This is a genomic window from Ktedonobacter sp. SOSP1-52 (assembly GCF_016587395.1).
Map to the genome: position 1 here is coordinate 733578 of NZ_BNJH01000004.1, position 16792 is coordinate 750369.

The following is a 16792-nucleotide window of genomic DNA, read 5'->3' on the forward strand; positions in this document are numbered from 1 at the left end:
CTACCTTTTTACCTCATCCATCGCTTGCAATAATTCATGCTTCGTATATTGTAGTGCTTTTTTCTCTTGCTCAGCAGATGCCGCGGCAATCCATTCGTCGGCCAGGGTCACCAGCTCTGTACGCAGTGAAAGGCGCGCCCCTTCTTCAACAGGAGAGGTCTCTTGCTCAGGCAAAACGGTAAGAGAGCTATCATCGATTGCCAGGGCGAAACAATGCTCCTCGCCCGTGCGCCGAATCTGATTCAGGTCCAAATCGTGAAACTGACGGCGCGAGAGCTGGCCCTCCAGGCGAACCTGCAACATGGTATCGTCACCATACAAGGGGCGCAGGCGTTCAAGAATCAAAGTGGTGGGAGAAACAGCCTGGGTTTCATCTCCATTCTGTTCCAGCCATAGTTCATTCGTATGTAATACCAGACGCTTGAACTGAAGTGCCTCGAGTGAGGGAATATGGTTACACCAACGGATCCCATCGGCGGCAATGCCCATAAAGACAAATCCGGGTGTCTGCTCAGGGCTAGTAAAGTCCACATGCTGCGTAGCACCGGCCACCACCAGTTCAGAATGAGCCATGCGCATACGTGTATGTCCGTGGTGATATCCGGCGAGAATATATTTAAACATGGATAGGTTCACGATACTCTCGCGGCTCACGCTGGCACGCACATCCAGGAGCGAGGAGTTCACGCCCAGGCCCTCTACTGGTGCATGCAAAAGTAAGATCGGTATGTCTGCTGCCTCAATATCGGGACGCACATAGATATTCGCCAGGGGATCACCACTCTGGCCAGCTAACACGCCGATACCTGCAATACCAACGCGCACGCCATGCACATCAATGAGTTCTGATTCCAGCCGTTCTCCAGCTTTGAGAGCGGGCGGAATATAATGCAAGGCTCCTAGGCGCGCAAAGCTGCTCTGAGGGGCGGGCGTGGACCCGGTCAATGGAGTATCATGCGTTCCCCCCAGCGCAAAAGTGCGTATGCCTGCCTGTTTAAGTTGGGCAAGACGCTCAGCCACAAAACTGCGATCTTGCTCATCAGGGCTCGGTGTATCGAAGAGGTCGCCCGCCTGAATAAACAGGTCGACTCCCTGCACGATAGCAAAATCCGTCGCCTGCTGGAAGGCCTGGCGCAGCCGCAGCTGGCGCTCTTCACGCCTACGAGGCTGCTGTCCAAAGGCGGAATAGCCCAGGTGGTTATCAGCGGTCAAAACCAGGGTCACGATATCGCTTTGCTTCTTTTCTAACACGTTTGACTCTTGCGTCTTCTTTTGCTGTTGTGTAGATTTCTCCGCCATTTTTCGTCACTTCCAGATGCTATGCATGAAGGGCTTTATCCACTAATAAAGAAACACGGTATGAGTATTCTTTTCTCAGAGTATCAAGCTGAGTCTATCACAAAAGAGTGCAATACCAAACGAAATAGGAGGGAAACAGGGACTAATTGGGGAATAGCATTGTCTACGTTCTTCCTCTAGAAAAAGCTAAAGAAAAGAACGCGCCAGCGCACGCAAAGGGCATTATGCTAGCCAAAAGTACCTTTTTTGCAGGTGTACATAGACACCACTCAAAGCTACGTATTAAGATGTGACATATTCACACATGTGACGATTGGTTGAATAGAAACGAGAAGAGCGGTCGGAACAAGGCCTACCTTGCGTCTTCTATGCAGTAGGTAGTCATTACTTCCTGGAGGTACAGGTTGTATATCAAAGCCTATCTTTTTACTCGTTTTCTCTCGTTTTCTATGGACTACCTCTCGAAAACCTGAGCGCGAAGCGCTAGCCACGGCAGTGGCGTTGGTTTTCGCATAAGTAGGTGATGGTGATCTTCGCGATTACCAGGCAGAGGGTACATTTCACCTGTAGGTGGGAGAGCAACGTGGTGGACGCTAAACAGATAACAAAAGATCAAGAGACGAGAAAAGTACTTCTTTCATTTGCTCAAAGTATTCAAGAGCGTGACATCGTGACTTATGAGCACTCCCGGCGCGTAGCAACATATGCCTCGCGCCTGGCTCGCCACCTAGGGTGGAGTAGGCGCGAGGCACGTGACCTGGCCCTTGCGGCCCTGGTACATGATTTGGGTAAAACCTGGATCGCCAATGATATCCTCAATAAATCAGCGGCCCTATCAGAGGAAGAGCGTCGCAAGATGGAGCGCCATCCTCTCATTGGCGCACGCATTCTTATTGGTTGCGATATCCATCCCTTCTATGTAGAGGCGGTCCTGCATCATCACGAAGCCTGGGATGGGCATGGCTATCCTGTGGGACTTAAAGGGGAAGAGATACCTCTGAGTGCGCGTATCCTGACGGTCGCGGACGTCTATGATGTCTTAACCTCTCAGCGCCCCTACAAGGCGCCGCTCTCAAACGACGCCGCGCGCGAACGGCTCCTGCAAGCCTCTGGAGCAAGCTTTGACCCCATGATCATCCGCGCTTTTCTCCACCTACTAGACAATACTCCAGGTTTTCCAGTGCGCCAGAATCTGTGCGGTATGCCGCAAACCGAGGACCTGGAACTCATGCTCTCGCCACAAACCTTTTTAACGGGGGCTTGATTTCTAGGATAGAAAGATAAGGTTTGAGCCTGGACGCTGTTCGGGTTCAAACTCGTCTTTAGGAGCTTAAAGCCCCGTGTATGAGGCCCCATTTCTTGATGAGACGATTATAGGTACCATCCTTCCGCAGTGTATCTAGCACGACCTGTATCAAATGTCCCAGGTTTACGCTCTCTTTGCGTACAGCGATTCCCTCCATTGTGACGTTGAGAATGGGGCCCGCCTGCTGCACGAGGTTAGCATATTTCATAGCATAAAAATCAACCTGCGGCAGATCCTGAAATGTAGCCTCTACACGCTTTTGGGTCAGGGCATCAATGAATGTATCGGGCTGAGAGATATATGTAAGCCTGATCGATGCCTGTCCGGCTTCAACGCAACTGGCGCTGGTCAATTCAAGATCGCTCTGCTCAAGAGAATTCTGGACGACGCCCACGCTTCTGCCACACAAATCATTAAGTGTAGCAATCTGCAAAGGATTGCCTCGTGCCACCAAAAGGGCCTCTCCTCCCTTAAAGTAAGGAACAAAATTCACCCTTGCCTGGAGGGTATCAGAGATAGGTATCGCGGCGATAGCTACATCCACCTCTCCCTGCGTAACCGCATCAGGCAGTGTTTTGTACTCCATGTTTGTAATAGAGACCTTCACTCCCAGGCGATGCGCAATTTCAGTAATTAGATCGATATCAAAGCCCATTGGACGCTGAGATGCCGGGTCAAGAAAGGCCTGTGGCGGATACTGCAAATAGCTGCCCACTGTTAACACCCCTGGTTGAATCAGGTCAGGAGAGGCCTGTGGTAGTGGCGAACTCAAGTGGGAGGGTGGCTTTCCATTATTGGGTGCGGGGAGAGCGACGCCGCTACACGCGCTTATAGAGAGCACGATCACCAGGCAGCTCCACATACAGAGCCACAAAAGCCAGCCTTGATTGAAGCGGGAGCGGTACACCAATCATCATCTCCTCTTTAAAAAGCCCAGAATATCTCCACAAGAAGGTGTACTAAATACACATATTAACACTACGTTTAAAAAAGCATCTTGTATCACACCTATTTGCATAACAAATCGTCTCAGCGATGCACGGCAAGCAAAAGTTTACAAAATTTTATGTCCTTTACTTTCTCAACAAACACAGAAAGCTTGTATGTATACTCATCTGTAAAGGCAGGCGCAATGATAAGCTCTCGACTTCTGCACATTTTCCTCCCACTTATCCACAAAAATTGTGGATAAGTGTATAATTATCTGAATAACCCCCTTTTGGAAGAACACAAACGTTTCTCCATTGTCCACATTTCACCTTTATAGATCGAACTTCTCCGCAACGACCACGCTTTATCGCATATTTCTGGCAAGAAATAAGAGTTATCCACATTTTTTGTGGATAAGCTAGAACAATCACAACCTGCTTTGTACTAAATGTGGGGAATACTCCTAAAAAATAAGCACTTATCCACAAGTTATCCACAAGTTATCCACCACTTTGCGCATTTTTCATACAATACGATATAACGTTAGAGTTATCCACACTATCCACACAAGCAGGCTGTAATTGTGGTTTTTTCCACAACACCACAACAGAGTTATCCACAGGTTATCCACATCTTCACGGCATTTTCACACAATACGATATAACGTTAGAGTTATCCACAACCAATGTGGATAACTTATCCACAAGTTATCCACAAGACACAGAACCTGGAAATTTTTTCAAACTTATACACAATCAATGTGGATAACTTATCCACAAGTTATCCACCGTTCACAGTATTTTCACACAATACGATATAGCGGTAGAGTTATCCACACAAAATGTGGATAACTTATCCACACTATCCACACAAGCAGGCTGTAATTGTGGATTTTTCCGCAGAAGAATGAACAAAGATGAAAGAGTTATCCACAAGGCGAGCGGCGTTTTTGAGTTATCCACAATTTTTGTGGATAAGTTATCCACAAAGCGAGCAGTATTTTTAAGTTATCCACAATCGTTGTGGATAACTTATCCACAAATCCACAAGACCATCCATTGAAGTTTGCGCATCTAAGACTTATCCACAATCAATGTGGATAACTTATCCACAAGTTATCCACAAGACAAAGCATCTGGAAATTTTTTCTAAGTTATCCACAATCAATGTGGATAACTTATCCACAAGTTATCCACAAGACAAAGCATCTTCACACAATACGATATAGCGGTAGAGTTATCCACATTTTGTGTGGATAAGTTATCCACACTATCCACACAAGCAGGCTGTAATTGTGGATTTTTCCACAGCACAATTTTATGCATTCCTAATTAGTGATATACTTACATGAACGGAATGTCAGAAACAGGAGTTATCCACATTTTGTGTGGATAACTTTTCCACATATTCACAATCCGGTGGATAACTTTCGGAGTTTATCCACACCCTTTGTGGATAACTTATCCACAATCCTCCAGCACCCTCTTTAGAAGTGAGTTTTATCCACAAGGTTATCCACAGGTTATCCACAGGTTATCCACCTTTTTTTGGCCTTTTTGCCACATTGTGGATAACTTTTCCACATAGTTTGGAGCCGCTTGTGAAGGGATTTTATGCATATATTAGGGGCGAGAGACAATGATGGGAAACCAAAAGTTATCCACTTATCCACATCCCCTACTACTACTATCTAATATTTTTTTTAAAATAAAATAAATATATTAGTAGTTAGGGTTGTGGAAAATGTGGATAACTTTGAGTTACTCAAGAAACACAAGAAAGAAAAGTGGATTTTTTTGTCACCTGATAGAGTCAGAGATCGTCTATAGAATGGATGTTCTGTTAAGTGGCTAAGAGAGAGCGGCGTTTTTATTTTTGTATGGCCTTGTACGCGTGTTAGAATAATCTTAAGCCAGGAATATACACTCTCCAGGTCACACCCCCTGGCCGGTTACATCTATGGCACACATGTTTGCAGTGCGCTATCTTCATGCTGTAGAATACCTGGGCACTATTACTTACCCACCTCATAAGCTATGTGCCACTATTTTCTCTGTGATGACCCGTTATATGTTTTGTAAGAGCAACATCTATCTTTGAGGGCCAGGAAATGACATCTATTATCGAAACTATCAAGGCTAAAGTTGACGTAGCCGAAGAGATCAGCCTGGTTGTTGCACTACACAAATCGGGAAAGACCTTGAAGGGGCTCTGCCCGTTTCACAACGAGCGGACGCCTTCGTTCTATGTCTTCCCAGAGACTCAGACCTGGCGTTGCTTTGGCTGTAACGAGGGGGGAGATGTTTTCTCCTTTGTGCAAAAGCAGCAGGGCCTGGAGTTTCGCGAGACCCTAGAATACCTGGCCCAGAAGGCTGGTGTGGCGCTGGAGGAGCAGGAGAGTCATAACGCCGAGGCTTCGCGTGAGACGAGTGCGGCCAAAGAGCGCCTGCGCCAGTTGAACGAGGATGCCTTGCTCTGGTTTCACCATATGCTTCTGCGTTCGCGTGAGGCAGAGGAGGCGCGCGCATATATCCAGAGCCGGGGTATCTCCGCGGATACCGTTATTACTTTTGGCTTGGGCTATGCACCCGACCAGTGGGATGGTTTGTCGCGCTATCTGCTAAGTCGCGGTTATAGCGAGCGCGAGCTGGTTGTTGGGGGACTGGCACGTGAGCGAGAAATGGGTAGCTCTGACCGAAGTGGACGCGAGAGCGGCGAGGGAAATACAGAAAATGGCATCTATGATTACTTTAGAAACCGAATTATCTTTCCGATACGGGATATACGGGGACGCGTGATTGGCTTTGGTGGAAGAGCACTTGGAGACGGCAAACCCAAATACCTCAACTCGCCACAGACGCTGCTGTTTGAGAAAAATACAGTCTTATACGCCCTGGATATGGCGCGCGATGCAATAAAACAGGCCCGGCAAGTTGTTATTGTCGAAGGATATGTTGATGCCATCATTGCTCACCAATATGGCACCAGGCAAACCGTGGCCTGTATTGGTAGCGCGATCACCGAAAAGCACATTCAGCAACTGAAGAAGATGACCAAGCAAGTAACCCTGGCGCTGGATCCTGACGCCGCGGGAAGCGCGGCGACGGAGCACGGTATCCAGGAAGCCTTGAAGGGCTTTGATCGCACTGTTGTACCTGTGCCATTGCCTGCCGGAGCCGCTGATCGTCAATGGACGCGAGAGGGGCGCAAGGGGGGCAATAATGTACGTGAGCAGAAGGGATCCTACGCCGGCAAGCAGCAGGCACGTGGGATTATTCGCCTGGAGGAGCAGGTGGATGCGGAGATCAATGTGCTTCAGTTGCCCCTGGGTGAAGATCCTGATGAGTTTATCAGGCGTGACCATGCTGCCTGGCTCTACGCTGTCGGCCATCCACTACCCCTGGTAGACTACTTCTTTGTCGTCAAGACAGCGGACCTGGATATTCGTGAGCCAGTGGGCAAGACCGAGGCCGCGAAACGCTTGTTGCCAGTCATTGGCATGATCAGCGATCGTATTAAGCGTGACGCCTACATACGCAAGCTTGCAAGGCTTATTGCTATCGATGAGCGAAGTTTGTATGCTGAATTACAACATACCCTGAGGGAACAACGGGCGACGAGTGTTACTGCAACGTTCTCTGCTCCGTTAGACAAAAGGAACGCTGATAGTGGGAAGGGATTTGGCAAAGAACAAGCAGGGTCGGTGCTTGGAGCACTACCCATTGGTGAACAAGGCCATCCAGGCAGCGGGCAGAAGAGGGAAGCAAGGACGAATGGTCTAGTCGATGCACAGCGTCATGGTACCAGTGGTATACTTGACAGAGGTGAGGCGAATAGGCTAAAATGGGAGGACTACCTGATTGGGCTACTCCTGCAAAATCCCGGATTAAGTCCCTATGTTTATGGTATAATAGACGATGGTGACTTCGCCGGGACAGATACGCGAGAGTTGTACCACATTCTCTATTCTGTGTATCAACAACGTGCTTCTTCCCCCTCACTTCAATCCTTTGATCAGTATGTGCCTGCCTCGTTATGGGACGCGCTCAATCGGGCGCGCGAATGCGTAGACATGGAGACTCCACGCGATGGAGCTGGACTGGTAAAAGAAGCGGTCCAGTGTGCGACGCGCCTGAAACGAGCAAGGCTTGTACAACTGAATACCGAATTGCAATTTCTCATACGCGAAGCCACTGCTGCTGGTGATGCACAAATGAGGAGACAGTTACAGCAGCGACTACTGGAAATTCACCGGCAGTTACACACGATTGATTCTGCAACACACCTGCAAGGCTAGTCCTACCTGGCCCTGTTGTGTATATGTTACTGTCGACATTTCAAGCAAGCGCAAATTATTTAGGCGCGGTATCATCTTTTTACATATAGGATCAGGAAACGGGATATTTCATCTTATCGTTTATGTATGTACAGCCACGTCCTGTTTTCTGAAGGGGGATGCCAGAATGGTGAATCGGGAACAAGAAGTTATGGATCGAGTACAAAGTGGGCATGTGAGCACGGGGTCATTGGGGAATGTTTTTGAAATGGAAACCTTTAATGAGACTCTTTTAAACGATACGGAAAGTGTCTTTGATATTGAAGCCATTGGTCGTGCTCATCAAGAAGCGACTGGAAATGCCTCAAGTGCAGCTCTGGGCGCGGAGGGTGAGTCTTTCGATCTGTTTAAATTACAGGACGAAGAGTCTATGGACGCCCTGGACCCAAACAAAGAGCCGCCAGCAGACTGGGAGCCCAGCCCTGAGGAAATGAACGATGTAGACGCCGAGGTCCTGGCTGATCCCAAGTGGGAGGATTTACAGGATGGCTTCGGTATCGTTGTGGCCGACCTGGAAAGCAGCCTGGATGATCCCGTGCGTATGTACCTGCGCGAGATCGGGCGTGTACCTCTGTTGACGGCCAATGAAGAGATTCGCCTGGCTCAATTGATGGAACGAGGAAAGGCTGAGCGCCTCAAGCCCGCGCCAAACTATCGCTATATCTCTGAGGGTGAAGAGGCACAGAAACGCCTGACAGAGGCTAACCTGCGCCTGGTCGTGAGCGTGGCGAAAAAGTACATTGGGCGCGGTATGAACCTGCTGGACCTCATCCAGGAGGGCAATATCGGCCTGATTCGCGCGGTTGAGAAGTTCGATTATAACAAAGGGTTTAAGTTTAGCACCTACGCGACCTGGTGGATTCGCCAGGCTATTACCCGCGCTATTGCAGACCAGGCCCGCACGATCCGTATTCCCGTCCACATGGTGGAGACGATCAACCGCCTGATCCGCATTAGCCGTCGCCTGCTGCAAGATCTTGGTCGCGAACCAACCTCGGAAGAGATCGCCGCTCAGATGGAGATCAGTGCGGAGAAAGTGCGCGAGATCATTAAGGTCAGCCAAGAGCCAGTAAGCCTGGAAACTCCCATCGGCGAGGAAGACGATAGCCACCTCGGCGACTTTATCGAGGATCATACGGCACTTGCCCCCGCGGACGCCGCGAGCCACCAGCTGTTGAAAGAACAGGTGGAGGATGTACTCGATAGCCTGACTGAGCGTGAGCGCAAGGTCTTACAGTTGCGCTTTGGTCTCGACGATGGGCGTAGCCGTACCCTCGAAGAGGTCGGCAAGGAGTTTCATGTCACGCGTGAGCGCATTCGCCAGATCGAGGCCAAGGCCCTGCGCAAATTACGCCATCCAAGCCGTAGCCGCAAGCTGAAGGATTACCTGGATTAGTTGCTTGCTTGTTTGCCGGGCTTTGCTACTAGCAGGTGCATCGCGCAGCAAATGGTAGCCAGTTATAGTAATCCACAATGCCATGTGGCCGTATCCACGTGGTAAGCATTGTTCCCCGATCACTAAAACGATAAGAGGCAGAGACACGTCGTCAGGAATATGCGGCGTGTCTCTGCTTGTCTTGGCCCAGGTCTGATCTATCGTTACGACTCATCACTGCGTTCCATATCCACGCGAGCCACAATGTGGCGAGAAGTCCCGTCCAAAGGAATGGCAAACTATGCATGTGAAACGCAATCCTGAAGCCGAGTTTTTACGTGAAGAGATCGCAAAGGAGCGCGCCGCGCAAAGGCGGCGCGGCCTGCGGGCAATGATAATTTTTTGCGCGACACTCTTCCTCTGCTCACTGACCACGTTACGCGCGCTCTTTACTCAGCAGCCTCTGGTTGTATCACTCTTCCTCCTCCTTCTCATGGGATTGCTGATCTGGGGCATTTATAACGGTATGCGTAACTATCGGACAGGTAAGTTACCTATTGCGACGATAGATATTGAGGAGCGTAGGCTCCAGGAGCGCGCCTTCCTCTTTGCCTCGGCCCAGGGCCAGATCCCACGCACGTTGGGCCTCCCCAGCCTCATCACAAAGGGTGTGCTTGCGCTTCTCTGCCTGGGTTGGTCGACTGATCTGCTTGTGCTTTATGGAGCCAGCCAGGGAATCGCCACGTTCGCCATCATTTTCCTCTTTCCCCTGGGAGTTCTCCTGGTCAGTGTAACCATTAGAGACTGGCTGAGGCGCCGCAGGTTGCTACGCGAGAGCGCCGATATTCTCGCTGAGCGCCTCATGCTCGGCGAGATCACCGAAGGCCAGGATACAGAATAATAATTTGCCATTCCAAATAAAAAGTATCTTGCTACTTTTTATTTGAGAGAAAAAGAAGATATATCATTAAGCTATATCATAACCCTGCAAAGCGTCGAGACATCTTACTACGGTATGCCCGGCAGGAAGGCTGGCTTTGTCAGCCTTCCTGCCGGGCATACTTTACTTTATGCGAAGCGCTGTAGGCGCTGATGAGTGTAGAAACAGCCAGAAGACAATCATGAGTAGTGCCAGGAGAATGACAAAGGGAAGCAGTGCCCAGAGTCCAAGAAGTTGCGCGATATTTCCTGTGAGCCAGGGGAAGAGCGCGGCCCCCATACTGCCCAGGCTGGCCAGAAAACCGATGCTGCTGGCCAGGAGACGTGAGGGCACAAGATCTGACATGATAGAGATAGTGGTGGGGAACATTGGCCCCAGGCTAAAGCCCGCCACGAAGAGTCCAATGGCTGCGCATATCGCCGAGGGGATAAACCAGACCAGCAGCAAACTACCGGCAAAGCCTCCGAGGCAGATCAGAATCACACGTTTTGCGCCCAGGCGCTGTGTCAGGTGAGCCAGCGCAACGCGACCAGCGGTTAAGCCAAACCAGTAGCCACTGACAAGGGTGCCCATAAGCACGACGTCTCCATGGCGCTCCTCGGTCAGAAAGCTATAGCTCCAGGCGCCCAGGGTGACCTCCGCGCCGACATAGAAGAGTAGAAAGAGGGCTGCGAACCAGACGACACGCAGTTTAAGCGCTTGAACAAGTACATTGCCCTGCCCTTCTTCGTTTGTCCCCTCGACGGGTGCCGTAATGGGGGTACGTCTCAAGATGAGCCAGAGGCAGAGTATGCCAAGAAGTCCCGCCCCAGCCCACAGCATATAGATCACATTCCAGTTTTGCCTGAGCGCAAAGAGACCTGTCGCCGTGAGAGGCCCCAGCCAGGCTCCGATGCCATAGAAGGCGTGGAAGTAGTTGAGCAGGGCTGAGCTACGCGGAAGACTGGCGATGAAGGTGTTAAGGCCCGCGTCAAGCATGGCGATGCCAAAGCCAAGGATCAGGACACAGGGTAAGAGCAAGAAGAAAAACGGTTGTAGGCTGGTAAGCGCTGCTCCCAGGATAAGCAGTCCTGCCCCGGTCATCAATGCGCGCTCTTTGCCTATCTTCTCGATAATCAGGCCATTGCTAAAGGCCGCGCTGAGATAGCCCAAGGTACTAAATAGAAAGATCAAGCTGACTACAGAATTATTGAGCGCATAGTGTAAGCGCACATGGGGGAGCAGTACGCCAAAGGCACCATCGTTTGCCCCAATGAGCAAAATCAGGAAGAAGGCGATTGCGATATGTAGGGCGAACGAAGAGGGAGCACGTCTGGGGCTTGGAGTCTTTTGGTCTGTTGAAATCACGCGAGTCTTTCCTATCCATTTGTTATATGGCTATCTATGCTTGACTATATAGATATAAACGCAATATAATGCACAATCAAGATGATAACCGCAAAATTTCCCTTTGTCAATGCATGCTTGTGCGTTTTTAAGGAGGCGGAAAAGAGAACCATGTTAAAGGAGCAGCGTCAGCAGCGTATTCTGGATATGCTGCATAACGAGGGAAGTGTGCTGGCCTCAGAGCTGAGCGAGGCACTGGTGGTTTCGGAGGATACGATACGCCGCGATTTGCGCGACCTGTTTGAGGCAGGTCTAATCCAGCGCGTACATGGTGGAGCGCTACTGCGTGTCCCACGTATGGATTATATCAAACGCCAGGAAGAGGAGATCGCGCAAAAAGATGAGATTGCCAGAGCCGCGGCCAAGCTGGTAAGGAGTGGACAGGTGATTGTCATGGACGGGGGAACCACGACACTACAGGTGGCGCGCTACCTGCCGCGTGATCTACGGGCCACAGTAGTAACAAATAGCCCGCCAATTGCCGTTGAACTGAGCGAGCATCCAACGGTTGAGGTCGTGCTGCTGGGTGGAAGACTGCATAAGGCTTCTCAGGTAACGGTAGGAGTCGAGACGGTAGAGGCTCTGCGCACTTATCAAGCAGATATATGTATGCTAGGGGTATGTAGCCTGCACCTGGAGGTAGGTATCTGTGCCCCTGAACTGGACGAAGTCTACGTCAAGCGGGCGATGATCGCTAACGCGGCGGAGGTCGTGGCGCTGGCATCGGCGAAGAAGCTAAACACAGCCTCTCCGTTTGTCGTCGCACCCCTCAGAGAGGTAACCCACCTGGTCACAGAGTCTTCAGTTCCCGAGGAGGTGCTCAAAGATTATCGCTATCTGGGTATCACCACGATACGTGGTGATCTGCACACGAGCAGTGTCTAAGCCTGAGATGTGCCCTTCTTCTATCAGGCAGGTTCAAATAAATCATAGAGGCGCTGCGCCAGGCGCAGATCACCGCGAAATCTCATACGTCCCAACACAAGAGCGCGCCGCAGGCTGGACTCTTTTGTAAAGCAGGAGCACATGGCTTCAGCACCAGGATGCCAGATGGAGAGCGTAGGACGCTCTCCATGGCCTTTGTCAGCATATGCTCCCTGTGGAGTGAGCGTAAGTGTCCACTGGCCGCCAGCGGGTCCCTGGATGTCGTAGTTGACAGTAGCGTAAAGGTCGCGCTCGCGTTCACGCCAGTACAGAAATGTGAGCACCTGGAAGAAACGCGTTAGGTTACGCTGCAAGAAGTCAGGCACATAGGTGTTCCAGAGTGGAGGTCTGCCCGCCGCTGCCGTAAGCTGCTGAGCATGAATAATGGCTGGATGGATCAGTTGAGTACCGATGAGTTCAATAATGGTGGGCGGGCGATCAAAAAAGGCAATAGCCGTTGGACGCATCAGGTCGACGTTTGAGAGCATAGGGATGAGCTGGGCGGTCTGACGAAGCGCTTGAGCGAGCTGCTCAAGTAGTTGGGTGGGTGGAAGGTGATGTCTCGCCGCGATATCTTCTTTTTGAAAGGCAGGGAGTTCATAACGACGCGTCACATTGACGCGAGCAAAGCGCTCACCAGTGAGTGCTTTTTCTATGGTCTGCAAATATAGTTCCGCTGTGGCTGTGACATGGGCCAGTGTTTCATGCATTGTCCAGCCTGCCCCATGTTTCTCGGTTGGGCGCGCCCAGCTTTTCGTTGGTACTGCATCCAGGCTCTGGGTAAGTATGAGCGCAAGCTGCTCCAGATCGCCCACGAGATGTTCTGGCGCGAAGGCAGGCGTGCTGAGCAGGGGAGAAGGGTGTGGCTGTACCATGTATGACCTCTGTATGATGCATATTTTCGTGATCTTTTACCCGTTCTTGACGATATAACCATCTTAGCATATGAGAGAACATGTGTGTAGAATGCCGTCCCCAAAAGAATGCAGTCAGGCTTGTCCTCCCAGTGACGAGCCTGACTACATTCTGATCGATAAGTTGATTGCTATTTTAGTGATGAACCTGGCGGCTGTTGCGGACGATATTGATAAAGTCGGGTTTGAGGCTGGCTCCGCCGACGAGGGCGCCATCGATGTCTGGATAGGCCATGAATTCGGCGATGTTGTCCGAGGTCACGCTGCCACCGTAGAGAATGCGTACCACTGAGGCGGCCTCGGCCCCATAGAGCGCCTGGTACTCCTGGCGAATCTGGCGAATAACGTTGTTGGCGATCTCGCCCGTCGCGGCCTTGCCTGTGCCAATGGCCCAGATGGGTTCATAGGCAATCACGATCTCACGAGCCTGCTCGGACGTGAGATTAGCCAGGCTTGCCCGCACCTGGATGGTGATAATGTGGGCCGTCTCACCGCTCTCGTGCTGCTGCTCATTTTCGCCGATGCACACGATGGGCCTGAGTCCATGGCGTAGCGCGGCCAGGGTCTTTTTGTTTACCAGTTCATCGGTCTCACCGAAATATGTGCGGCGTTCGGAGTGGCCGAGAATGACGGTCGTGCAAAGCTCATGTACCATATTGGGAGAGAGTTCGCCTGTGAAGGCCCCTTTCTCCTCAAAGTACATATTCTGGGCGCCAAGCTCTATCTGGGGCGAGCTAGCGGCATCGGGAATATCTAGCACGGCGCGTACCGCTGCTAGGGAGATAGCGGGTGGACAGAGGATACACAGCGGTGAGCCAGGGGCTTGAAGAGCCTCTGACAGGGCTGGCTGGATCTCCTGCACAAATTTCGCGGCCTCTCGCGGCCCATAATTCATCTTCCAGTTGCCCGCAATAATGGCGGCACGGCCAGTTGAGGATGCAGTCATATAATTTATACCTCTTTGCTATACCTCTTTGTATAAGCAATTCTCATGATTGTCACACGAATAGAGTCGGATCACATGTGTGATCCGACTCTATTATCATAAACACTGGGCTAACGATCTTGCAAGGCTGCTACGCCTGGTAGGGTCTTACCTTCGAGGAATTCGAGGGAGGCGCCCCCACCCGTGGAGACGTGTGACATCTTCTGCGCGGCCCCGGCCTGCTCGACCGCGGCGGCGGAGTCGCCACCACCAATGATGGTTGTGGCACCCTCGGCGGTACGACGGCCCAGGATCTCAACCACGGCATTGGTGCCCTTCGCGAAGGCGGGCATCTCAGCCACACCCAGGGTACCATTGAAGATGATTGTCTGTGCCGAGGCCAGGGCCTGTGCAAACTGCTCGATAGTCGCGGGTCCAATGTCGAGGATGCGCCAGTCCGTGGGAACCTCCTGACTCGCCACAACCTTTGCATCGGCATCGGGAGCGAAACGATCTGCGATCACGACATCGCCTGGTAGGAGAAACTCGATGCCCCGCTCGCTGGCCTTACGTATAAGATCGTGCGCTACATCCAGCTTGCTGTCCTCGACGAGCGATTCACCAATCTCCAGGCCCTGAGCCTTGAGGAAGGTGTTCGCCATGCCGCCGCCGATCAGGATGCCATCGGCGATGGCGATGAGGCGTTCCAGGACCGCGATCTTGTCGGAGACTTTGGCCCCGCCCACAATGGCTTTAAAGGGGCGGCGCGGGTTCTCCAGCGTAGAGCCAAGATAATTGAGTTCTTTCTCCATCAGAAAGCCAGCGACACCGGGCAGGTAGTGCGTCACGCCCTCGGTTGAAGCGTGGGCGCGATGTGCGGTGCCAAAGGCGTCGTTGACGTAGAGATCACCCAGTTCCGCCAGCTGGCGCGCGAAGGCTGGATCGTTCTCCTCCTCTTCCTTATGGAAGCGCAGGTTTTCCAGCAAGAGCACCTCTCCAGGGTGCAGGGCCTGGGCCTCGGAGAGTGCCTCGGCGCCAACGCAGTCCGACGTGGTCTTCACTGGCTGCTGGAGTAGCTCGCTCAAGCGCTGAGCCACCAGGCGTAAGCGCATGGACTCTACAACCTTCCCTTTGGGGCGGCCCAGATGAGACATCAGAATCAGCGACGCACCATGTTCAAGCAGGTAGCGCAGCGTCGGCAGCGCGGCAGTGATACGGATATCGTCGGTGATCCGCTGGTTCTCGTCCAGGGGCACGTTGAAATCAACGCGCACCAGAACTCGCTTACCAGCGACATCAATATCACGAATCGTCTTCTTGTTCATGGGCTAGAAGCCCTTTTGGCCGATGAAGTTCGCCAGGTCTGCGACGCGGCAGGAGTAGCCCCACTCGTTGTCGTACCAGGAGACGACCTTGACCATATTATCGCCAAGCACCATCGTTGATTCTCCATCAATAATGGAGGAATGCGGGTTGCCACGGAAGTCGCTGGAGACCAGGGGCTCATCGGTGTAATCGAGGATGCCCTTGAGTGCACCAGCGGCGGCCTCCTTGAAGGCGTTATTGACGGCCTCTTTGCTCAGAGGCTTCTGCGTGGTTGCCACGAAGTCAACGACAGAGACGGTGATGGTGGGAACGCGCAGGGACATGCCATCGAAGCGGCCCTTTAGCTCTGGAATGACCAGGGCCAGGGCGCGGGCGGCACCGGTCGTGGTTGGAATGATATTGGCAGCGGCGGCACGCGCGCGGCGCAGGTCCTTGTGAACCTGGTCAAGGATGCGCTGGTCATTGGTGTATGAGTGAATGGTGTTCATCATACCGCGCTCGATACCGAAGGTATCATTGAGCACTTTGGCGGCTGGCGCGAGACAGTTGGTGGTGCAGGAGGCGTTGGAGATAATATGGTGTTTGGCGGGATCGTATGTGTTCTCGTTCACGCCCAGCACCATCGTCAGGTCCTCGCCCTTGGCGGGAGCCGAGATGATCACTTTCTTGGCGCCGCCGCGCAGGTGAGCGGCAGCTTTCTCGGCATCGGTGAAGAAGCCAGTGGACTCAATTACGACCTGCACGCCGAGGTCGCTCCAGGGAATCTGAGCCGGATCACGTTGAGAAATAACTTGAATCTTATGACCATTGACGATCAGCGAGTCCTCTGTGGCCTCGACGGTGCCAGGGAAACGACCATAGGTGGAGTCATACTTAAGCAGGTGGGCGTTGGTTGACGTATCGGTCAGGTCGTTAATCGCAACGACCTCAATGTCCTCGGGGTGGCGTTCCAGCATGGCTTTCATAGACTGGCGACCAATGCGTCCAAAACCGTTGATACCTACACGAAGAGTCATATCCTAATTTCTCCTTTTTCATCTGAACGGTTACGAGTGTACTAACGAGCAGAGCGAACCGGTTTTTTTTCAGCGCGCAGAGATAGCTGCAACGACTGAGTGTGTGTGTACGAAT

At 51.8% G+C, this 16792-nt stretch carries 12 protein-coding genes; 5 read left to right on the top strand and 7 right to left on the bottom strand.

Features of this window, described 5'->3' with window-relative positions:
- Nucleotides 1–1299 (bottom strand): metallophosphoesterase, encoded by a 1299-nt coding sequence (locus tag JMJ16_RS38350; RefSeq protein WP_201390059.1) that lies wholly within the window; start codon nucleotides 1297–1299, stop codon nucleotides 1–3.
- A 523-nt stretch (nucleotides 1300–1822) separates the two neighbouring features.
- On the opposite strand from JMJ16_RS38350, the gene JMJ16_RS38355 reads away from it, so the two are divergent.
- The gene (locus JMJ16_RS38355; RefSeq protein WP_374229147.1) at nucleotides 1823–2563 is read left to right on the top strand and encodes an HD-GYP domain-containing protein; all 741 of its coding nucleotides are present in this window, start codon (nucleotides 1823–1825) and stop codon (nucleotides 2561–2563) included.
- Between the two features lie 58 nt (nucleotides 2564–2621).
- Here the strand turns inward: JMJ16_RS38355 and JMJ16_RS38360 are convergent, their stop codons facing one another.
- On the bottom strand, nucleotides 2622–3512 hold the full coding sequence (locus tag JMJ16_RS38360) for a transporter substrate-binding domain-containing protein (RefSeq protein WP_236601909.1): 891 nt from the start codon (nucleotides 3510–3512) through the stop codon (nucleotides 2622–2624).
- Between the two features lie 2133 nt (nucleotides 3513–5645).
- Between JMJ16_RS38360 and dnaG the strand changes: the two genes are divergently transcribed.
- The 3 genes from dnaG to JMJ16_RS38375 all read left to right on the top strand — a co-directional run bounded on the left by dnaG (nucleotide 5646) and on the right by JMJ16_RS38375 (nucleotide 10147).
- On the top strand, nucleotides 5646–7832 hold the full coding sequence (gene dnaG, locus JMJ16_RS38365; RefSeq protein WP_201390062.1) for a DNA primase: 2187 nt from the start codon (nucleotides 5646–5648) through the stop codon (nucleotides 7830–7832).
- A gap of 190 nt (nucleotides 7833–8022) precedes the next feature.
- A complete protein-coding gene (rpoD, locus tag JMJ16_RS38370; protein WP_305068358.1) occupies nucleotides 8023–9267 on the top strand; it encodes an RNA polymerase sigma factor RpoD in 1245 nt (414 codons plus the stop codon).
- A gap of 280 nt (nucleotides 9268–9547) precedes the next feature.
- Complete coding sequence (locus JMJ16_RS38375; RefSeq protein WP_201390064.1) at nucleotides 9548–10147, top strand: hypothetical protein; 600 nt, start codon at nucleotides 9548–9550, stop codon at nucleotides 10145–10147.
- Between the two features lie 162 nt (nucleotides 10148–10309).
- Here the strand turns inward: JMJ16_RS38375 and JMJ16_RS38380 are convergent, their stop codons facing one another.
- Nucleotides 10310–11533, bottom strand: a complete 1224-nt coding sequence (locus JMJ16_RS38380) for a sugar MFS transporter (protein WP_201390066.1) — start codon at nucleotides 11531–11533, stop codon at nucleotides 10310–10312.
- Nucleotides 11534–11683: 150 nt separating this feature from the next.
- On the opposite strand from JMJ16_RS38380, the gene JMJ16_RS38385 reads away from it, so the two are divergent.
- Entirely contained in the window at nucleotides 11684–12457 is a 774-nt protein-coding gene (locus JMJ16_RS38385; RefSeq protein ID WP_201390068.1) for a DeoR/GlpR family DNA-binding transcription regulator, read from the top strand.
- A gap of 23 nt (nucleotides 12458–12480) precedes the next feature.
- On the opposite strand, the gene JMJ16_RS38390 is transcribed toward JMJ16_RS38385, so the two are convergent.
- The 4 genes from JMJ16_RS38390 to gap all read right to left on the bottom strand — a co-directional run bounded on the left by JMJ16_RS38390 (nucleotide 12481) and on the right by gap (nucleotide 16677).
- The gene (locus JMJ16_RS38390; RefSeq protein ID WP_201390070.1) at nucleotides 12481–13371 is read right to left on the bottom strand and encodes a maleylpyruvate isomerase N-terminal domain-containing protein; all 891 of its coding nucleotides are present in this window, start codon (nucleotides 13369–13371) and stop codon (nucleotides 12481–12483) included.
- Between the two features lie 175 nt (nucleotides 13372–13546).
- The gene (tpiA, locus tag JMJ16_RS38395) at nucleotides 13547–14356 is read right to left on the bottom strand and encodes a triose-phosphate isomerase (protein ID WP_201390073.1); all 810 of its coding nucleotides are present in this window, start codon (nucleotides 14354–14356) and stop codon (nucleotides 13547–13549) included.
- 110 nt (nucleotides 14357–14466) lie between these two features.
- The gene (gene pgk / locus JMJ16_RS38400; protein ID WP_201390075.1) at nucleotides 14467–15660 is read right to left on the bottom strand and encodes a phosphoglycerate kinase; all 1194 of its coding nucleotides are present in this window, start codon (nucleotides 15658–15660) and stop codon (nucleotides 14467–14469) included.
- A gap of 3 nt (nucleotides 15661–15663) precedes the next feature.
- The gene (gene gap / locus JMJ16_RS38405; protein ID WP_201370261.1) at nucleotides 15664–16677 is read right to left on the bottom strand and encodes a type I glyceraldehyde-3-phosphate dehydrogenase; all 1014 of its coding nucleotides are present in this window, start codon (nucleotides 16675–16677) and stop codon (nucleotides 15664–15666) included.
- Between the last annotated feature and the right edge of the window lie 115 nt (nucleotides 16678–16792).

Coding starts and splice junctions, on each gene's coding strand:
- JMJ16_RS38350 (WP_201390059.1), bottom strand. CDS start 1,299: ATGGCGGAGAAATCTACACAACAGCAAAAGAAGACGCAAGAGTCAAAC.
- JMJ16_RS38355 (WP_374229147.1), top strand. CDS start 1,823: ATGGTGATCTTCGCGATTACCAGGCAGAGGGTACATTTCACCTGTAGG.
- dnaG (WP_201390062.1), top strand. CDS start 5,646: ATGACATCTATTATCGAAACTATCAAGGCTAAAGTTGACGTAGCCGAA.
- rpoD (WP_305068358.1), top strand. CDS start 8,023: ATGGATCGAGTACAAAGTGGGCATGTGAGCACGGGGTCATTGGGGAAT.
- JMJ16_RS38375 (WP_201390064.1), top strand. CDS start 9,548: ATGCATGTGAAACGCAATCCTGAAGCCGAGTTTTTACGTGAAGAGATC.
- JMJ16_RS38385 (WP_201390068.1), top strand. CDS start 11,684: ATGTTAAAGGAGCAGCGTCAGCAGCGTATTCTGGATATGCTGCATAAC.
- JMJ16_RS38390 (WP_201390070.1), bottom strand. CDS start 13,371: ATGGTACAGCCACACCCTTCTCCCCTGCTCAGCACGCCTGCCTTCGCG.
- tpiA (WP_201390073.1), bottom strand. CDS start 14,356: ATGACTGCATCCTCAACTGGCCGTGCCGCCATTATTGCGGGCAACTGG.
- pgk (WP_201390075.1), bottom strand. CDS start 15,660: ATGAACAAGAAGACGATTCGTGATATTGATGTCGCTGGTAAGCGAGTT.
- gap (WP_201370261.1), bottom strand. CDS start 16,677: ATGACTCTTCGTGTAGGTATCAACGGTTTTGGACGCATTGGTCGCCAG.